Source organism: Nonomuraea jabiensis, assembly GCF_014204795.1.
In the GTDB taxonomy this organism is placed as follows: Bacteria; Actinomycetota; Actinomycetes; order Streptosporangiales; family Streptosporangiaceae; genus Nonomuraea; species Nonomuraea jabiensis.
Map to the genome: position 1 here is coordinate 2469968 of NZ_JACHMB010000001.1, position 15917 is coordinate 2485884.

The 15917-nt window shown below is 69.7% G+C and carries 17 protein-coding genes; 10 read left to right on the forward strand and 7 right to left on the reverse strand.

Translation table 11 applies throughout. The features are described from left to right. Positions 1-21 precede the first annotated feature (21 nt). Positions 22-915 (reverse strand): DUF72 domain-containing protein, encoded by an 894-nt coding sequence (locus HD596_RS10660; protein WP_185069099.1) that lies wholly within the window; start codon positions 913-915, stop codon positions 22-24. A 78-nt stretch (positions 916-993) separates the two neighbouring features. Beyond that, complete coding sequence (lgt, locus tag HD596_RS10665; protein ID WP_185069100.1) at positions 994-1794, reverse strand: prolipoprotein diacylglyceryl transferase; 801 nt, start codon at positions 1792-1794, stop codon at positions 994-996. 112 nt (positions 1795-1906) lie between these two features. On the opposite strand from lgt, the gene HD596_RS10670 reads away from it, so the two are divergent. From HD596_RS10670 to HD596_RS60330, 5 genes are all read left to right on the forward strand, one after another. Then, on the forward strand, positions 1907-3034 hold the full coding sequence (locus HD596_RS10670; protein ID WP_185069101.1) for a sensor histidine kinase: 1128 nt from the start codon (positions 1907-1909) through the stop codon (positions 3032-3034). Then, on the forward strand, positions 3031-3675 hold the full coding sequence (locus tag HD596_RS10675; protein ID WP_185069102.1) for a response regulator: 645 nt from the start codon (positions 3031-3033) through the stop codon (positions 3673-3675). Before HD596_RS10670 ends, HD596_RS10675 begins: the two co-directional genes overlap by 4 nt. Before the next feature lie 301 nt (positions 3676-3976). Beyond that, positions 3977-4810: a peptidoglycan-binding domain-containing protein gene (locus tag HD596_RS10680; RefSeq protein ID WP_185069103.1), complete on the forward strand. Its 834-nt coding sequence runs from the start codon at positions 3977-3979 to the stop codon at positions 4808-4810. A 48-nt stretch (positions 4811-4858) separates the two neighbouring features. After that, on the forward strand, positions 4859-5749 hold the full coding sequence (locus HD596_RS10685) for a peptidoglycan DD-metalloendopeptidase family protein (RefSeq protein ID WP_185069104.1): 891 nt from the start codon (positions 4859-4861) through the stop codon (positions 5747-5749). Positions 5750-5785: 36 nt separating this feature from the next. Next, positions 5786-6739, forward strand: a complete 954-nt coding sequence (locus tag HD596_RS60330; protein WP_221519275.1) for a SpoIID/LytB domain-containing protein — start codon at positions 5786-5788, stop codon at positions 6737-6739. 45 nt (positions 6740-6784) lie between these two features. Here HD596_RS60330 and HD596_RS63670 read toward each other — a convergent pair whose 3' ends face one another. Both HD596_RS63670 and HD596_RS10700 read right to left on the reverse strand, forming a co-directional pair. Continuing rightward, entirely contained in the window at positions 6785-7780 is a 996-nt protein-coding gene (locus HD596_RS63670) for an NBR1-Ig-like domain-containing protein (protein ID WP_185069105.1), read from the reverse strand. Between the two features lie 411 nt (positions 7781-8191). After that, positions 8192-8587 carry a RidA family protein gene (locus tag HD596_RS10700; protein WP_185078401.1) on the reverse strand — a complete coding sequence of 132 codons (396 nt, stop codon included), beginning with the start codon at positions 8585-8587 and terminating at the stop codon, positions 8192-8194. A gap of 95 nt (positions 8588-8682) precedes the next feature. Here HD596_RS10700 and HD596_RS10705 point away from each other — a divergent pair, with 95 nt between their 5' ends. The 4 genes from HD596_RS10705 (at position 8683) to HD596_RS10720 (ending at position 13184) form a co-directional block, all read left to right on the forward strand. Next, positions 8683-9657, forward strand: a complete 975-nt coding sequence (locus tag HD596_RS10705) for a helix-turn-helix transcriptional regulator (RefSeq protein WP_185069106.1) — start codon at positions 8683-8685, stop codon at positions 9655-9657. Between the two features lie 119 nt (positions 9658-9776). Next, positions 9777-10439 carry a DUF4097 family beta strand repeat-containing protein gene (locus HD596_RS10710; protein WP_185069107.1) on the forward strand — a complete coding sequence of 221 codons (663 nt, stop codon included), beginning with the start codon at positions 9777-9779 and terminating at the stop codon, positions 10437-10439. 303 nt (positions 10440-10742) lie between these two features. Then, complete coding sequence (locus tag HD596_RS10715) at positions 10743-11741, forward strand: M23 family metallopeptidase (RefSeq protein ID WP_185069108.1); 999 nt, start codon at positions 10743-10745, stop codon at positions 11739-11741. Between the two features lie 6 nt (positions 11742-11747). After that, positions 11748-13184, forward strand: coding sequence for an N-acetylmuramoyl-L-alanine amidase (locus HD596_RS10720; RefSeq protein ID WP_313043550.1), 1437 nt, complete (start codon positions 11748-11750; stop codon positions 13182-13184). 81 nt (positions 13185-13265) lie between these two features. Here the strand turns inward: HD596_RS10720 and HD596_RS10725 are convergent, their stop codons facing one another. The 3 genes from HD596_RS10725 to HD596_RS10735 form a co-directional block, all read right to left on the reverse strand. Continuing rightward, the gene (locus HD596_RS10725) at positions 13266-13757 is read right to left on the reverse strand and encodes a hypothetical protein (protein ID WP_185069109.1); all 492 of its coding nucleotides are present in this window, start codon (positions 13755-13757) and stop codon (positions 13266-13268) included. A 374-nt stretch (positions 13758-14131) separates the two neighbouring features. Then, entirely contained in the window at positions 14132-14314 is a 183-nt protein-coding gene (locus HD596_RS10730; RefSeq protein ID WP_185069110.1) for a hypothetical protein, read from the reverse strand. Between the two features lie 95 nt (positions 14315-14409). Beyond that, complete coding sequence (locus tag HD596_RS10735; RefSeq protein WP_185069111.1) at positions 14410-15408, reverse strand: MerR family transcriptional regulator; 999 nt, start codon at positions 15406-15408, stop codon at positions 14410-14412. A gap of 45 nt (positions 15409-15453) precedes the next feature. Here HD596_RS10735 and rplK point away from each other — a divergent pair, with 45 nt between their 5' ends. Next, the gene (rplK, locus tag HD596_RS10740; RefSeq protein WP_185069112.1) at positions 15454-15879 is read left to right on the forward strand and encodes a 50S ribosomal protein L11; all 426 of its coding nucleotides are present in this window, start codon (positions 15454-15456) and stop codon (positions 15877-15879) included. The last annotated feature ends 38 nt before the right edge of the window (positions 15880-15917 follow it).

Here is a 15917-nt window from a genome sequence, read left to right on the forward strand (position 1 = left end):
CCATGCCGACGGGGTCTTCGGTTATTCGGCCTCGGCGTGGTCGCGCGGGATCAGGCGAGCCAGTTGCCTGGCGTTGACCTGGGCGTGGTCGCGGTAGCAGTTGTTCATGAGAATGTGCGTCGTGTCGGCGTCATCGGCCAGCCGCCGCAGCCGGGGCGCCCATTCCCGCAACTCCTCCTCGCTGTAGAGATAGCCGAACCGCTCGTGGACGTCGTGGCTGGTCCACTTCGCCGAATGACCGTGGAAGCGCACCACGGCCAGGTCCGCCGTGGCGGCGAGCACGGGCGGGATGGAGTCGGGATATCCCTGAGGCATGTCCACACTCACGTACGGAAGCCCGTAAGAGGTGAGGAAATCCAGCGTCTCGCTCTGGTTCTCCTCGCTCATCCAGGTGTGGTTCCGGAACTCGACAGAGATTCGCAACGGATCGCAGCGGGCTTTGCACTCCAGGATGTACTGCTTGTTGCGCTTGGCGATCGGGAACCACCGCGGAAACTGGAAGAGGATCGCGCCCAGCCTGCCCGAGTCGTGCAGCGGCGCCAGGGCCGTCAGGAACCGGTCCCACACCTGCTCGACGGCCTGCGGGTCCAGGTCGCGGAGATAGAGGTTCTTCTTGGTGTCGCCAAGGCGGTCCCTCAGGTCTTTGGGGAGCGCCGCCGGCTTGGTCGGATGCTGGGTCAGCAGCGAGAACGCCTTGATGTCGAAGGTGAACCCCGCCGGAGTGCGATCGCGCCAGAGGGAGACCGTGCTCTCTGCGGGTGGCGCGTAGTAGGACGAATCCACCTCCACGACGGGGAACAAGCTCGCATAGTAGGCCAGCCTCTCCTGCGCGGAGGTGACGTCGTCCGGGTACCACCCCGACTCCAGCAGCGTCTTGTCGGTCCACGAAGCGGTCCCCACCAGGATGCGGCCCATGCCCGTCCCGTACCCGGACCGTCGCCGTCGAGACGCACGGGCCCGCCGACGACCGCCCGTTGGCATCTGGGAGCCCGTTCAGCCTCGTCCCGCAGGCCGGCGGCGGGTGGCGGTCAGGTAGGCGACCGCGGCCGCGAAGACCAGCAGCGCGGTCCAGACGTTGAAGCGCAGCCCGAGGACGAGAGGGGCGGGGTCCACGCGCAGCCACTCGATCCAGGCGCGGCCGGTGGTGTAGGCCGCGGCGTACAGGGCGAACGCCCGGCCACGGTCCAGCCGGAAGCGGCGCTCGGCCCAGAGGACGAGCCCGGCCACCCCCAGGTTCCACAGCGACTCGTAGAGGAAGGCCGGGTGGTAGGTGGCCGTGGATTCCAGGCCCGGCGGCCGGTGGGCGGGGTCGATCTCGAGCGCCCAGGGCAGGGTGGTCGGCCTGCCGTACAACTCCTGGTTGAACCAGTTGCCCCAGCGGGCGATCGCCTGGCCGAAGGCGATCCCGGGCGCGACGGCGTCGGCGAAGTCGCGTAGCGGGATGCCGCGCCGGCGGCAGGCCAGCCACGCGCCCAGCGCGCCGCCGGCGATGGCGCCCCAGATGCTGATCCCGCCCTCCCAGATCGCGAAAGCGCGCAGGGGGTTCCTGCCGGGGCCGAAGTACTGCTGCCAGTCGGTGGCCACGTGGTAGAGCCGCGCACCGATCAGGCCGAACGGCACGGCCCAGGTGGCGATGTCCGCTACCGTGCCGGGCTCGCCGCCGCGGGCCGTCCAGCGGCGTCGGGTGACCCAGCTGCCGACGGCGACGGCGAGCACCATGAGCAGGGAGTACGCGCGGATGGGCAGCGGGCCGAGGTACCAGACGGCTTGGGACGGACTGGGGATGGCTGTCACGCCGTCGAGTCTCGCTCCGGTACGGCCGCGCGCACATCGAGCGGGACACCGATCGCCGGGTCAGTCGACTGGTTGATGCCGGACCGGCGGGTGACTGATTATCGTCGGTGCCGTGGAGTCCTGGGAGCGGTCCCGGCGCCGGTGGCAGCACGCCTTCTTCGTCTCGTGGCTGGTGCTGACGTCGGCCGGGCCGCTGATGGAGGTGGGCCAGGTCCTGCCGGTGGCGCTCGTGGCCGGGCTGGCCGCCTGGTATGCGGTGTGGTTCGTGCTGCGCACGCCTCCCGCCGGTGAAGTGCCCCTGCCGTACGTGGTCGGCGGCGGGCTGCTCTGGCTGGGGCTGTTCGCGATCGACTCGTCCTTCCTGGTGGTCTGCCTGAGCGTGCTCGTGCCGTACTGCATGGACGCCGTACGCATCGGGCTGGTCGCGGTGCTGTCGTGCGCCGGGGGCTGGTTGTGGCACAGCTACCACGAAGGCGGGTCGATCACCTGGACCGAGATCGCCATCACCGCGCTGATCGCGATCAGCGCGGCCGCCTCGGTCGGGTACTTCTATTCGGTGGCCCGGCAGAGCGCCGAGCGCAAGGAGCTGATCGACCAGTTGCAGGCCGCCCAGGAGGCGCGGGCGGCGGCCGAACGGCAGGCGGGCGTGGCCGCCGAGCGGCAGCGGCTGGCTCGCGACATCCACGACAGCCTGACCCAGGGGTTCGCCAGCGTGGTGATGCTGCTGGAGGCGGCGCAGGAGCGGTTGCCGGACGACCGGCACCTGAGCCAGGCGTTACGGGCGGCCAGGGAGAACCTCGTGGAGAGCCGCCGCGTGGTGCTGGCGCTGCGGCCCGGCGAGCTCGACGACGGCGGCCTGCCGCAGGCGCTGCGGCGGCTGTCGGGCCGGCTGTCCGACGAGACCGGCATCGACGCGCACACCGTGATCACCGGCGCGCCGCGGCCCCTGGACGCGCACGTCCAGGTGGAACTGCTGCGGGTGGCGCAGGAGGCGGTCGCCAACGCCCGCCGCCACGCCCACGCCGAGCGGGTCACCCTGACCCTGTCGTACATGGAGGACCTGGTCGTGCTGGATGTCCACGACGACGGCGACGGCTTCGATCCCGAGCGAGCCGCCGCCGGCCACGGCCTGCTGATCATGCTTGAGCGGATGGAGCAGCTCGGCGGCACGCTCCTCGTGGAGAGCGCGGCCGGGGAGGGCACCACGATCGTGGCCAGCCTCCCGGTGCCGGCGCGATGACCGCGCGGGGCGCGATCCGGGTGCTGATCGCCGACGACCACCCGGTGGTCCGTGACGGCATCCGGGCGATGCTCGGCACCCAGGGCGATCTGGAGGTGGTCGGCGAGGCGGTCTCCGGCTCGGACGCGGTACGGCTGGCGCGCGACCTCCGGCCGGACGTCACGCTGATGGACCTGCAGATGCCCGAGCTCGACGGTGCGACGGCGATCAGCCGGATCCGCGAGCACGACCCCGCCGCCAGGGTGATCGTCCTGACCACCTATGACACCGACGGCGACATCTCCCGCGCCATCGACGCCGGAGCGATCGGTTACCTGCTCAAGGACACCCATCGCGAGCAGCTGTTCGACGCCATCAGGGCGGCGGCCCGGGGGCAGAGCGCCCTGTCGCCGGCGATAGCGACCCGGGTGCTGTCGTGGGCGCGCGCCGACGTGCCCGGCGCGCTCAGCGGCCGGGAGATCGAGGTCCTGGGCGCGGTCGCCCAGGGGATGAGCAACAAGGCCATCGCCGCCCACCTGTGCATCAGCGAGGCCACGGTCAAGACCCACCTGCTGCACATCTTCGCCAAGCTCGACGTCGACGACCGCACCGCCGCCGTGACGGTGGCGGCCACGCGGGGGATCATCCGCCTCGGCGGCTAGGAGGGGTCTTTCGCGCTCGCCGAGGCGGCTTGGAGGGGCCTTTTCGCGCTCGCCGCGTTGTCCGTCGCCATGAGCTGAACGGCCGGCGCTCGCGCGAAGCCCAGCAGTGCGGTGCGTGCCCGCCTGTCGCGTGAGCTGGCGTTTCCCGCCATCGGATCACCTGTCGAACGGCGCGTACGCCCGTACGGAGAAGCCCGTCGAACAGGCTGACAACACCGATCTCGTACCGGACACGTGGGCGAACCGGAAGGTTGGATCCCGCCAGACCGGAATCGCCCCAGCCCCTGAACCAGGAGTAACGATGAAGCTGCCCTCATGCGCCGCTGCCCTCGCGGCGGCCGTCCTGTTCACTTCGCTGACCGGAGTGTCCGAGGCGTCGGCGGCGGCTGAGGCCCTTCCTAGCGTGAACATGGAGGCCGCTGTCAAGGCGGCCCAGATCGACCCGCGGCGGCCCGACAGCACGCTGACCCCGGGCGCCAAGGCCAGCGTACTCCTCGTCGAGCAGGCGCTGCGTGACCGGAGCTTCCTCGATGCGAAGTGGGTGGACGGCTACTTCGGCACCACGACGGTCGCCGCCTACGCCAAATACCAGAAGTCGCTCGGCCTCAGTGGTCTGGACGCCAACGGCCTGCCGGGCAAGACGTCGCTCACCAAGCTCGGTGCCGGCCGCTTCAAGGTCACCGACGTCATCGACCCGGGCGCCCGGGTGTCCACCGGCGGTTTCGTCGTCAACGCCCGCACGCGAAGCATGCTGGCGGAGGCCAGGCGGCTGCTCGGCCGCGACCTCAAGCTGGATCAGGGTTCGTACAACCCCGGCGGCGACCCCACGTCCGCGGGCACCCACGACGGCGGCGGCGTCGTCGACATCTCGGTCAAGGGCATGAACTCCGCCACCCGCACCGCGGCCGTCCGCGCGTTGCGCCTTGTCGGCTTCGCCGCCTGGCTGCGCAGCCCCCAGCAGGACGACTGGCCGTGGCACATCCACGCCGCCGCCATCAGCGACACCAGCCTCTCCGGCCAGGCCCAGCACCAGATCGGTGACTACTACCTCGGCCTGAACGGGCTCGCCGGCCGTGGCCCGGACGACGGCCCGAAGGTGACCATCCGCACCTGGGAGGAGTACCAGCGCCGCTGAACTCGTCCCTCCGAAACCCCATCTCCGCAAACAGAAAAGAGAAACAGCATGAGAACGTTCACCAGGATCCTCACCGCCACGACCGCCGCGATGGCGCTCGGCGGAACGGTCCTCGCCACCGCATCGCCCGCCTCGGCCGCAGCCCGCGACGGCGTCTGCGACACCGGCGAGTTCTGCTACTACTTCAACAGCAACAACCAGGGCTCGCTCTCCGACTTCACCGAATCGATCGACGACTACGCCACCACCCAACCCACCTGCTACGACTTCAAGGGCCCCGGCGACGGCAAGGGCAAATGCATCAAGAACGCCGCCGCCTCCGCCTGGAACCGCAGCAGCAAAACCGTCCGCGTCTACTTCAACAGCGGCCACACCGGCACCTACCAGGACTTCGCCCCCGGCGCCAAAGGCAACCTGAACGCCACCCTCAAGAATCAGAACGCCTCGCACCAGTTCGGCCCGTCGACCTCGGCGCGCAGCAACATGTCGTCCTCTCTGTACAAGGCCAGCGCCACGATCACCTGCGGATTCGACGGTTACACCTCCACCTCCGGCCGGCACGAAGGCATCGACATCGCCCGCGGCATCGGCTCGAACGTCTACAACCTGGTGGCCGGCAAGGTCATCAACGTCGTACGCGGATCCACCGGCAGGGCGGGACTGTCCACGATCGCCGTCTACAACGCCTCATTGAACAAGACGGTGATCTACCTGCACTCCGCTCCGGTGTCCTCCCTGCGCGTGGGCCAGCAGGTCAGCCGCGGCCAGGTCATCGCCACCGAGTCGTGGCGCGGAGTGTCGAGCAGTTCGTCCGCGCACACCCACGTCGAGATGCGCCCCGGACAGCAGACGCGTGCGGCCAAGAGCGTCGGCGACCCGCACCTGGAGAACCCGAACCCGACCTCGTTCTGGAACTCCCAGGGCTACAACGTCCGATAACGCGTCGCGGCCACCGACAAGAAGAGGAAGACAACTGTGCCTTTACGAACTGTCCGGCTGATCCCGCGGCTCGCCGCGGCGACCGCCGCGATGGCGCTCGGCGGAACGGTCCTCACCACCGCATCGCCCGCCTCGGCGGCAGCCCGCGACGGCGTCTGCGACACCGGCGAGTTCTGCTACTACTTCAACAGCAACAACCAGGGCTCGCTCTCCGACTTCACCGAATCGATCGACGACTACGCCACCACACAACCCACCTGCTACGACTTCAAGGGCCCCGGCGACGGCAAGGGCAAATGCATCAAGAACGCCGCCGCCTCCGCCTGGAACCGCAGCAGCAAAACCGTCCGCGTCTACTTCAACAGCGGCCACACCGGCACCTACCAGGACTTCGCCCCCGGCGCCAAAGGCAACCTGAACCCCACCCTCAAGAACCAGAACGCCTCGCACCAGTTCCTGAGCTCCACCTCGCCGACGCCGACCGGGTGCAAGACCGACGGCACGGACACCAAGCTGCCCACGACGATCCTCGTGTACCGCAAGTCCCTCGATCGCGTGGAGCGGGTGGAGTTCAAGACCTACGTCAAGAACGTCCTGCCCAACGAGTGGGTGTCGAGCTGGCCGAGCGAGTCTCTCAAGGCCGGGGCGATGGCCGTGAAGAACTTCGGCTGGTACTGGGCGCTGCACTCCAACCGCAAGACGGCGGACGGCCGGTGCTTCGACGTCTACGACCACACGTCGAGCCAGGTGTACAAGCCCGGCTCCGCGAAGGCGGTGACGAGCGCCGCGGTGGACGCGACGTGGGGCGCCCGGCTGACCCGCAACGGGAAGATCTTCCGGGCCCAGTACTGCGCCACGACGACGGCGTGCGGCAACTGGGTCGACGGCGACTGGATGTCGCAGAACGGCTCTCGCGATAAGGCCCGAGAGGGCTGGAGCTACTCCAGGATCCTCCAGCACTACTACACGGGGATCGTTCTCAGCTCCTGAGCCCGTACGATTCCGGTTCCCCGCCGTGCCACGCGCGGCGGGGAACTAGTGTCCGTCGACGATGATCTGGAAGTTGATCGGCCGGCTTCCGGGGAACGCGACCGCTCCCGAAGCGTCCACCATCTTGAATCGCACGTAGCACAAGCCGGGCTTCCTGGGCGTGGTGATGTCGGTCCGGATGTCGACTGTCTCGCCGGGTAGCGTGTCCTTGATCGGCACGTCGGAGATGGTCTGGCAATGGTCGGCTTGCTGCGCGAGGTCGAGGCGACGCAGCGAATATCCCTTCCATGGCACGGTCCCGGCGTTCTTGAGGCGCCATACCTTGGGCATGGTCTGGCCGGGACGGACACGCGTGCAGTCGGCGAGCGTGACGTCCTCGATGAACACGGCCGCATCGCCCTTGTGCAGCGGCGGGGCCCAGGGCGGGTTGGTCGAACGCACCGGGCACTCGGCCGGGGACGGCACGGCGATCGACAGGTTGCCGGTCGGGTTCAGGCTGCGTCCGTCGGGCGTGGAGCCGCGATTGACGACGGCCACGACGATGGCCGCTGCCCCCACGATGACGGCCGCTGCCGCGAACGCGGCCGCATGGGCCAACCGTAATCGCCCGCTGCTCCCCGGTGCGGGGACCGGAGGCTGGGCCTCGTCGGCTGGTGGCGGGGGCGCTTGCGACCCGAGGGTGAGGTGCACGGTACGGAGCTCCGCGGCGGCGGGCGCGAGTCCATCAGGCGGTTGGTCCACCGAGGTGTCCGCGCGGATCGAGGGATCCCCGGCGCTCGTCGATCTGACCGCCCGGTTGGCTCTCTCCCAGAGCTCGCGGTACGCGGCCGGGTCCGCGTCGCACACCTTGACGAATTCGACGGTGGTCTCCCAACTCGGGAGCCGGTTACCCTTCGTGGCTTCGTGCAACGTCGTGTGAGAAATCGCCCTCGACCGCCCGGACATCTCACGGAAAGGTGGGTTTCCGACCGCGTTGCGTAACTCCCGCAGGATCGCCGCAAAGTCCTCGATTATCTCCGCACGTGCACGCCTGTCGTCCACCGTGTGAAGGTAACAGCACCCACCGTCGTCACTCAACTCGAACCGGAATCGGTGCGGAGCCGGGCGAGATGGGCGTACGGCTGGTCCCCGCCGCACCGTAAAGCGGCCGCGACCAGGCCGAACAGGCCCGCATCCCGGCCGGACCCCTGCCCCACCCAATAATGATGGATATAGATGATTAGGCCTGGCCTCGGTGGCATATGTTCAGGCCGTTGATTCGCACAGTGTCCGGGACAGCACGCAACGCAGCAGCTCGGACCACGCTTTCAAATATGGCGTCGCAGGCTCGGGATAATTTCTGCCGGCTTTTACTCCGTAGCGGACACGTTTGAGGAATCAACCCGTCACAGCGAGTGACGTGATGCTGCTCGTGCCGCCTCCGACAGCCCTGCCGGAGGCGGCGAGGTCACCTCACGCGACGGCGGTCCCCTCGAGCTCCACCATCAGGTCGGGGATCGCCAGCCGGGTCACCCCGAGCATCGTGGTGGACGGTGCCACCCCGGCGGCGCCCAACCGCGACGCCAGCACGCCGTAGTGCTCGAAGAGCCGGTCGACGTCGGTGGTGTAGACGTTGAGCCGGACGAGGTTCGCGAGGGACATGCCGGCCTCGCCGAGCACGGCCTCCAGGTTGTCGAGGCTCAGCGCCAGCTGCGCCGCCATGTCGTCGGCGTGCTGGGGCTTGCCTTCGCCGCTCATCGCGGTCTGTCCGGAGCAGTACAGGGTCCGGGTGTGCCCGGAGACGATCTCACCCTGGTTGTAGCCCATCTCCACCGACCACGCCCACGGGTTGACCGCCGTTCGCTCCATTGCCACATCAGCTCCATTCGAGTCGTCGCTAGGTGGTGATGAGCCTCCCAACAAATCACGACATCCTGTGTCGTGTATCTCTGTAGAGTTTCCGCATGCGCGCCGACCGGTTGGTCTCGTTGGTGCTGCTGCTGCGGCAGCACGGCCGGCTGTCCGCGACCACGCTGGCCCGCGAGCTGGAGGTGTCCACCCGCACCGTGCTGCGCGACATCGAGGCGCTGTCCGCAGCCGGTGTCCCGGTCTACGCCGAACGCGGCCGGCACGGCGGTTTCGCGTTGTTGCCGGGTTTCCGGACCGAGCTCACCGGGCTGAACCCCGACGAGGCCCTTGCCCTGCTGGTCGCCGGATCGCGGCGCGGCGCGCAGGCCTTCGGCCTCGGCTCGGCGCTCGCTTCGGCGATGCTCAAGGTGGTTGACGCGCTGCCGGAGAGCTACCGGGACACCGCGGCCGGCGCGGCCGAGCGATTGCTCATCGACCCGGAGACCGACCTCCTCTCGCGCCGGCTGGCCGCCGAGGAGGTGCCTGACGCCATAGCGGCCGAGGTCCTGCGCGCGGTGTTCGCCGGGCGCAAGCTGCAGATCCACTACGCGGCTGTGGACCAGCCCCCGAAGTGGCGCACGGTGGACCCGATCGGCCTGGTCACCGTACGAGACCGGGGCTACTTGCTGGCCACCAGGTCCGGCGAGGACCGCACCTACCGGCTGTCCCGGATCCTGGCCGCCGAGGAGCTCCCCGAACCCGCGCAGCGACCGGACCGGGTCGATCTGGACCGGGCCTGGCAGGAACGCAGCACGCGGTTCCGGACCGGCGGCGACCAGGTCGCCGTGCTGGTACGGATGCACCCGGCGCGGCGGGAGGAACTGGTGGGCACCGCGCTGGCCGTCCTCGCCGAAGAAGCCGACCCGGACGGCTGGCTGCGGCTGGAGGTGACCTTCCAGGACCGCAGGCACGCCGAATGGGCGCTGTGGCAGCTCTCGACGAGCGCGGAAGCCCTGGCCCCGCAGTGGCTGCGCGACTCCCTGCGCGACCGCGCCACCGCGATCGCCACCCGCTACGAAGCGTCCTCCTGAGAACGGCCGCCTCCCCTGCCGCCGTATGTCAGCGGCGGCGTCAGGACGGCGACAGCCCGGTATCAGAGCGGTCGGCGATGGTGGACATCGAAACAAGAGCGCAGCACAAGGAGCACCTGATGCAGAAGTTCGACACCCCCGCCGCCATCTCCGCCGTCCTGGACATCCCCGCCGGCCGCGTCCACTTCATCGCCGCCGACCGGGCCGACACCACGGTCGAGGTCCGCCCCACGAACGCCGCCAAGAGCCGCGACGTGAAGGCGGCCGAGCAGACCACGGTCGAATACGCCGGCGGCGTCCTGCGGATCGAGACGTCGGTGAAGAACCAGTACCTCGGCCCGTCCGGATCCATCGACGTGACGGTCGAGCTGCCCGCCGGTTCCCGTATCGAGGCGAAGGCGGGCGCCGCCGAGCTGCGGACCGTCGGCCGTCTCGGTGACGTGGCCTTCGACGGCGCCTACCGCCAGGTCAGGCTGGAGGAGACCGCGAGCCTGCGCCTGACCGCGACGGATGGCGACGTCGAGGTCGGCCGGCTGGGCGGCCCGGCGGAGGTCAGCACCGCACGGGGCGACATCCGCATCGCCGAGGCCACCGGCGGCAAGGTCGTGCTCCGCACCGACGCCGGCGACATCTCGATCGCCGCCGCAGCCGGCGTCTCGGCGGCCCTGGACGCCGGCACCGCCCACGGCCGCATCACCAACGCCCTCAAGAACGACGGCACCGCCGAGCTCGACATCCACGCCACCACAGCCAGCGGCGACATCACCGCCCGCAGCCTGTGACCCACAGCCCGGTGACGGCGGACGGCCCCGGTCCATCGATCAACGCGGACCGGGGCCCGTCGTGAGCTTGAATACGGGCTGTTCAACCACCATGACCGCGCGTGCCCCTGAGCTGGGCCTCGGGCGGGACGCCCCTTGAGCGCAACGTTCAAGGTGGAAGGGCCTTTGTAGCTCTTTTGGATGTTCTCTGTAGGTGGGGCTCCCAATCTTGATCACCGGCAAGAGCGCTTTGCAAGGTCAACGGTCAAGATTCGCGGCGCCGGTGGGGCATCGCCCCTCCGGTGCGCGCAGAAAGGTATCCGCATGAGAACCAGAGGGGTGCTTACGGCCGGGTTCGCCCTGCTCTTCAGCCTCACGACCGGCCCGGTCGCGGCGGCATGGGCCGCCCCGACCCCGTCTCCGTCTCCGTCGTCCTCCGCCAAGGAGGACGAGGGAGAGATGGGTAACCCGCCGGATCAGGTGGACGTGCCGCCGGTGTCCACTCTGGCGGCGCCGAGCTTCCAGCTGCCGTTCCCCTGTGGCCAGACGTGGACGGGCAACTCCAGCAACAGCAGCGCGCACAAGTCGTACGAGATCGACTTCAACCGGGGCAGCACCGCTGATGCGGACCGTGGTGACACCGTGGTCGCGGCCGCGGCCGGCACCGTGGTCATCTCGGCTCACCAGGGCTCGACCAACGGTTACGGCAACCTGGTCAAGATCGACCACGGGGGCGGGTGGAGCACCTACTACGCGCACCTGACCGTCCGCTCGGTCTCGGCCGGCGCGCAGGTCGCCCAGGGCCAGAAGATCGGCACGGTCGGCAACACCAGCAAGCCCGGCAACAACATCAGCCCGCACCTGCACTACGAGGTGCGCCAGGGCACCAGCTACCCGGGCAACATCCGCAAGGCCACCTTCAACGGCGCCACCTTCGGCTACCCGAACGCCAGCGTGACCTCCAAGAACAAGTGCGGCGGCGGTGGCGGCTCCACCAACCCGCACACCGCCGAGTCCGTGTGCGGCGCCGGCTACAAGGTCATCGACTCGGCCGCGCTCGGCTCCAGCGGCACCGTCTATCTGACGTTCAACGCCGGTAACGGCAACAACTGCGTGGCCACGATCAAGAAGGCCTCGCTGGGCAAGGCCACCGCCACCGCCGCCTACCTGGAGGTCGAGGGCAAGACCCGGGCCGCCGACACCGGCAACTTCGAGTACTACGCGGGCCCGGTACGCGCCGCGGCCGCCGGCAAGTGCGTCAAGTGGGGCGGCAAGGCCGGCTCCAGCACCTACAACAGCCCGTCCGAGCACTGCGGGAGCTGAACCCCTGTGAAGCTGCGTATTCTCCTGACCGGCGCCGCCGTCCTGCCCCTGTCGCTGCTCGTGGGGCAGCCGGCCGGGGCGGCCTCGGCCGATCCGATGACCGAGGCGTTCGCCAAGGCGGCCTCGACGTACGAGGTGCCTCGTGACCTGCTGGTCTCGGTGGCCTACTCCGAGACCCACCTGGACGGCCACCAGGGGCAGCCCAGCGCCGACGGCGGCTACGGCGTGATGCACCTGGTCACCGCCAAGACCCTGGACAAGGCCGCCACGCTGACCAAGCAGCCGCTGTCCGCCCTGAAGTCCGACGACGCGGCCAACATCACGGGCGGCGCGGCCGTGCTGCGCTCTCTGGCCGACGAGCTCAAGCTGGACGCCGCGGCCCGCAAGGACGCCGGCAAGTGGTACCAGGCGATCGCCAGGTACAGCGGCGCCTCCTCGCCCGCGGTCGCCCGGCTGTACGCCGACACCGTGTACGAGGAACTCGCCAAGGGCATCCGCGCCACCACCCCAACGGGCGAATCCGTCACCACACCCGCCAGCACCGTGACGCCCGACCGCGGCCCGTACGCCAACGCGGACGACCTCGACAAGCCCAGCACGCTGGCGGCGAGCACCGACTACCCGTCGGCCGCGTGGGCCCCGGCGCACAGCAGCAACTACGCCGTCTCCAACCGGCCCACCAGCGACGCCATCGACCGCATCGTCATCCACGTGACCCAGGGCAGCTACGCCGGCACGATCTCCTGGTTCCAGACCGGGCCCCGGCCCAACCCTAGCTCGGCCCACTACGTCGTCCGCTCCTCCGACGGCGCCATCACCCAGACGGTCAGGGAGAAGAACCGGGCCTTCCACGCCGGCAACTACAACCGGCGCTCGGTCGGCATCGAGCACGAGGGCTTCGTCGACAACGCGACGTGGTTCACCGACACCATGTACCGCTCGTCCGCGGCGCTGACCCGCAACATCGCCGACCGCTACGGCATCCCCAAGGACCGCACCCACATCGTCGGCCACAACGAGGTCCCGGGCGCCGACCACACCGACCCGGGCCGGTACTGGAACTGGACCAAGTACATGCAGTACGTCACCGGTGGAAGCGGGGGCGGCGGGGGCACCAACCCGCACACCGCCGAGTCCGTGTGCGGCGCCGGCTACAAGGTGATCGACTCCGCGGCCCTCGGCTCCAGCGGCACGGTCTACCTGACCTTCAACTCCACCAACGGCAACAACTGCGTGGCCACGATCAAGAAGGCCTCGCTGGGCAAGGCCACCGCCACCGCCGCCTTCCTGGAGGTCAAGGGCAAGACCCGGGCCACCGACACCGGCAACTTCGACTACTACGCCGGCCCCGTCCGGGCCGCCGCCGCCGACAAGTGCGTCAAGTGGGGCGGCAAGGCCGGGACGAGCACGTACGAGAGCGGCTTCGAACACTGCGGAAGCTGACCCTCTGACCTGGGGCCGGATCACGCGGGCTCGTGATCCGGCCACAGCCTCACCTGCTCGTTCCCAGACTCATCGCGCCGATCAGCCGAACGGCTGGTTGTCCAGCGTGTTCACCTTCACGGCGGTGATCTTCACCTGCCTCATCAGCACCTGGGGCGCGCCCGCCGGCTTGGTGCAGGCGAAGCTGAGCGGTCCCGTGCTGGGGTAGTTGTGTACGACGTTGAGGAAGATGCTGTGCCTGCTGTGCGGCGCCAGCGTCACCTCGGTGATGTCGCCGTCCGAGTTGGGGCCCGTACCGATCGTGCAAAGGTAGTTGATCGCCGAGGCGCCGGTGTTCTCGGCGTAGAGCTTCGCGGTGATCGTGTACGCTCCCGTCCCCAGGAGCCCGCTGAAGCCGGGGCTGAGGGCGTTGGAATGGACGATCTCGTTGTCCCACCGGCTGATCACCTCCGGTGGCACCGCCTCGGCCGAGTTGGCGTTCCCCGCCAGCAGCGCACCCGCGGCCACGACGGCCAGCGCGGACAGGCGCAGGCCGCGGCGGCGGCGTGATGGGGCGGTTGAGGGCATGGTCATGTGAGTTTCTCCTGGTGTGAGCCGTTCCCCTCGCGCGGACGCGCGAGCGGCCGCACGCCTTCGCCGGCCGAGGCGGCGGTCACCGGCTCGCGTGCTCTCCGGAAACGTAGCCCTCGCGGTTCCGGGGGACCGCGCAAAAATAACCGCGCCGGCCGTGCCGGTCGTCATCGCGCTTTCGCGCACCGGCCCCGCACCGAAGTCCCCGTGCCGGGCACTTCGCGCACCGGCCCCGTACCGAAGTCCCCGTGCCGGGCACCCCGCCGGAATGGCCCCGCCGTGTCGTCTCCCCTTTCCCCTGTGCTGGAGGCTCCCGCCGCTCGGCCTTTTCAGGGCGAGGACGGTGCCGTGGTGCGGCGGGTTGCCGGTGTGGTGACCTAGGTGCGGTCGAGGGCGAGGTGCTGCCCGACCGGGGCGGAGGCCAGGTGCTCCTCCAGTTGCCCGCGCCCCGACAACTGCGCCGTACGCAATGCCGCCACGACGGCCCTGGCCAGCTCGTCGTTGCCCATCGTGCGCAGTGCGTGCTCGGCGCGAGGCTGGAGGACGTGGACTTCGCCCACGTGAAGATCGACGCCTGGGCGTTCCCCACCTTCCAGACTCCGGACCCTGGGGAGAAGCTGCCTTACCGGGCGAAGGACTTCGACTGGGTCGCGCCCTACGACCCGCCGACCCCGCCACCGGCGGAGCCGGACCGGGACTGGGCCGCCGCCTCGGTGGTGCCCGCCTCGTTCGGGAGCGCGGCGGGCACCGCCGGGTGCCGGGCGTGCGCGTTCGTGAAGTGGCGCAGTGTGGCCTCGATCCAGCCGTACGCGATCCCCTGCTCCGCAGGCCAGGGCCGGTCCTCGATGATCGACACCAGCTCCCACACCCGGGCCCCCCGCGGGTCGTGTTCGTCGAACGCGCGCAGCATCTCCTCGCGGCTCTGCCCCATCACCGCCAGGATCCGATCGAGAATCGGCTCGGATTCGGGCGAGCCGGGCTCGATGCCCGCCCGCGCAGCGGTCAGCGCCTCCCGCATGATCTGGACGTTCATCTCGTGCCAGGCGTCGAAATCGCGGTCCTCATCCCAGAAGTCCGCGCTCTGCCGGCGCAGGCTGTCGCGGTAGTCCTCGTCGGCGAGCAGGTCGGCCAGCTCCAGCCAGGCGTCCAGCTGCGCGACGGTCGGCTCCTCGGGCAGTTGGGGGAGCATGGCGTCGCGCATGTGGGTCAGCCACTCGTGCCGGGCCTCGATGTCGCCGCCGACCTCGTCGACGAACTCGTCCAGCAGCATCTCCATCTCGGCCGTGCCGAGCCGGCCGAGCGCGTGGAGCCTGCTCAGGTCCTCCTCGGCGGGATCGCCGTCCCGGGCGAGCGTCGCCCTGAGCACGGCCCTGGTCCGCTGGAGCGACTTGAGCTGCGTCTCGACCGCCTTGAGGTGGAGATCGAGCACGTCCCTCAGCGCGCGTTCGCCGAGCGAGCGGATCGTGGCCAGGTCGACCCCGATCTCCCTCAGCGTGCGGATCAGCTCCAGCCGCGCCCGGTCCTCGTCGCCGTAGAGCCGGTAACCGGAGGCTGTGCGCTCGCGCTCGGGCAGCACGCCCGCGTCCGAGTAGAAGCGGATGGTCTTCACGGGCAGGCCGGTCAGCTTCGCCAGGCGGCCGATCGTGTAGCTCATAATTCCCTTGAGTCTCCAGTAACTGGAGACTTTAGCGTAGCCGACATGGCGAAGCAGAAGATAGCCAGGGTCGTCACCCTGCACATACAGGCCGGTGAGGCGGGCCCGGCGAACGTCGGCAAGGATCTCGGCCCGCTCGGCATCAACCTCATGGAGTTCTGCCGGCAGTACAACGCGCAGACGCAGGACCGGCGCGGGTTCGTGATCCCCGCGGTGATCACCGTGTACGAGGACAGGTCGTTCGAGGTCGTCACCAAGCAGCCGACCACCGCCTCGCTGATCCGGCGCGTCGCCGGGCTCGACGGCGGCAGCCCGCGCCCGGGCCACCAGAACGGCGGCTGGATCACCCGCGCCCAGCTCCGCGAGGTCGCCCAGGCCAAGCTCCCCGACCTCAACACCACCGACCTGGATCAGGCCGAGAAGATCGTCGCGGGCACGGCCCGCTCCATGGGCCTCAGCGTCCGCGATTAGCGCAAACCCGGTGCGGCGGAGCCGGCCCGGCCGGATCA

Coding starts and splice junctions, on each gene's coding strand:
- HD596_RS10660 (WP_185069099.1), bottom strand. CDS start 915: ATGGGCCGCATCCTGGTGGGGACCGCTTCGTGGACCGACAAGACGCTG.
- HD596_RS10675 (WP_185069102.1), top strand. CDS start 3,031: ATGACCGCGCGGGGCGCGATCCGGGTGCTGATCGCCGACGACCACCCG.
- HD596_RS10680 (WP_185069103.1), top strand. CDS start 3,977: ATGAAGCTGCCCTCATGCGCCGCTGCCCTCGCGGCGGCCGTCCTGTTC.
- HD596_RS10685 (WP_185069104.1), top strand. CDS start 4,859: ATGAGAACGTTCACCAGGATCCTCACCGCCACGACCGCCGCGATGGCG.
- HD596_RS10700 (WP_185078401.1), bottom strand. CDS start 8,587: ATGGAGCGAACGGCGGTCAACCCGTGGGCGTGGTCGGTGGAGATGGGC.
- HD596_RS10705 (WP_185069106.1), top strand. CDS start 8,683: ATGCGCGCCGACCGGTTGGTCTCGTTGGTGCTGCTGCTGCGGCAGCAC.
- HD596_RS10710 (WP_185069107.1), top strand. CDS start 9,777: ATGCAGAAGTTCGACACCCCCGCCGCCATCTCCGCCGTCCTGGACATC.
- HD596_RS10715 (WP_185069108.1), top strand. CDS start 10,743: ATGAGAACCAGAGGGGTGCTTACGGCCGGGTTCGCCCTGCTCTTCAGC.
- HD596_RS10725 (WP_185069109.1), bottom strand. CDS start 13,757: ATGACCATGCCCTCAACCGCCCCATCACGCCGCCGCCGCGGCCTGCGC.
- HD596_RS10735 (WP_185069111.1), bottom strand. CDS start 15,408: ATGAGCTACACGATCGGCCGCCTGGCGAAGCTGACCGGCCTGCCCGTG.
- rplK (WP_185069112.1), top strand. CDS start 15,454: ATGGCGAAGCAGAAGATAGCCAGGGTCGTCACCCTGCACATACAGGCC.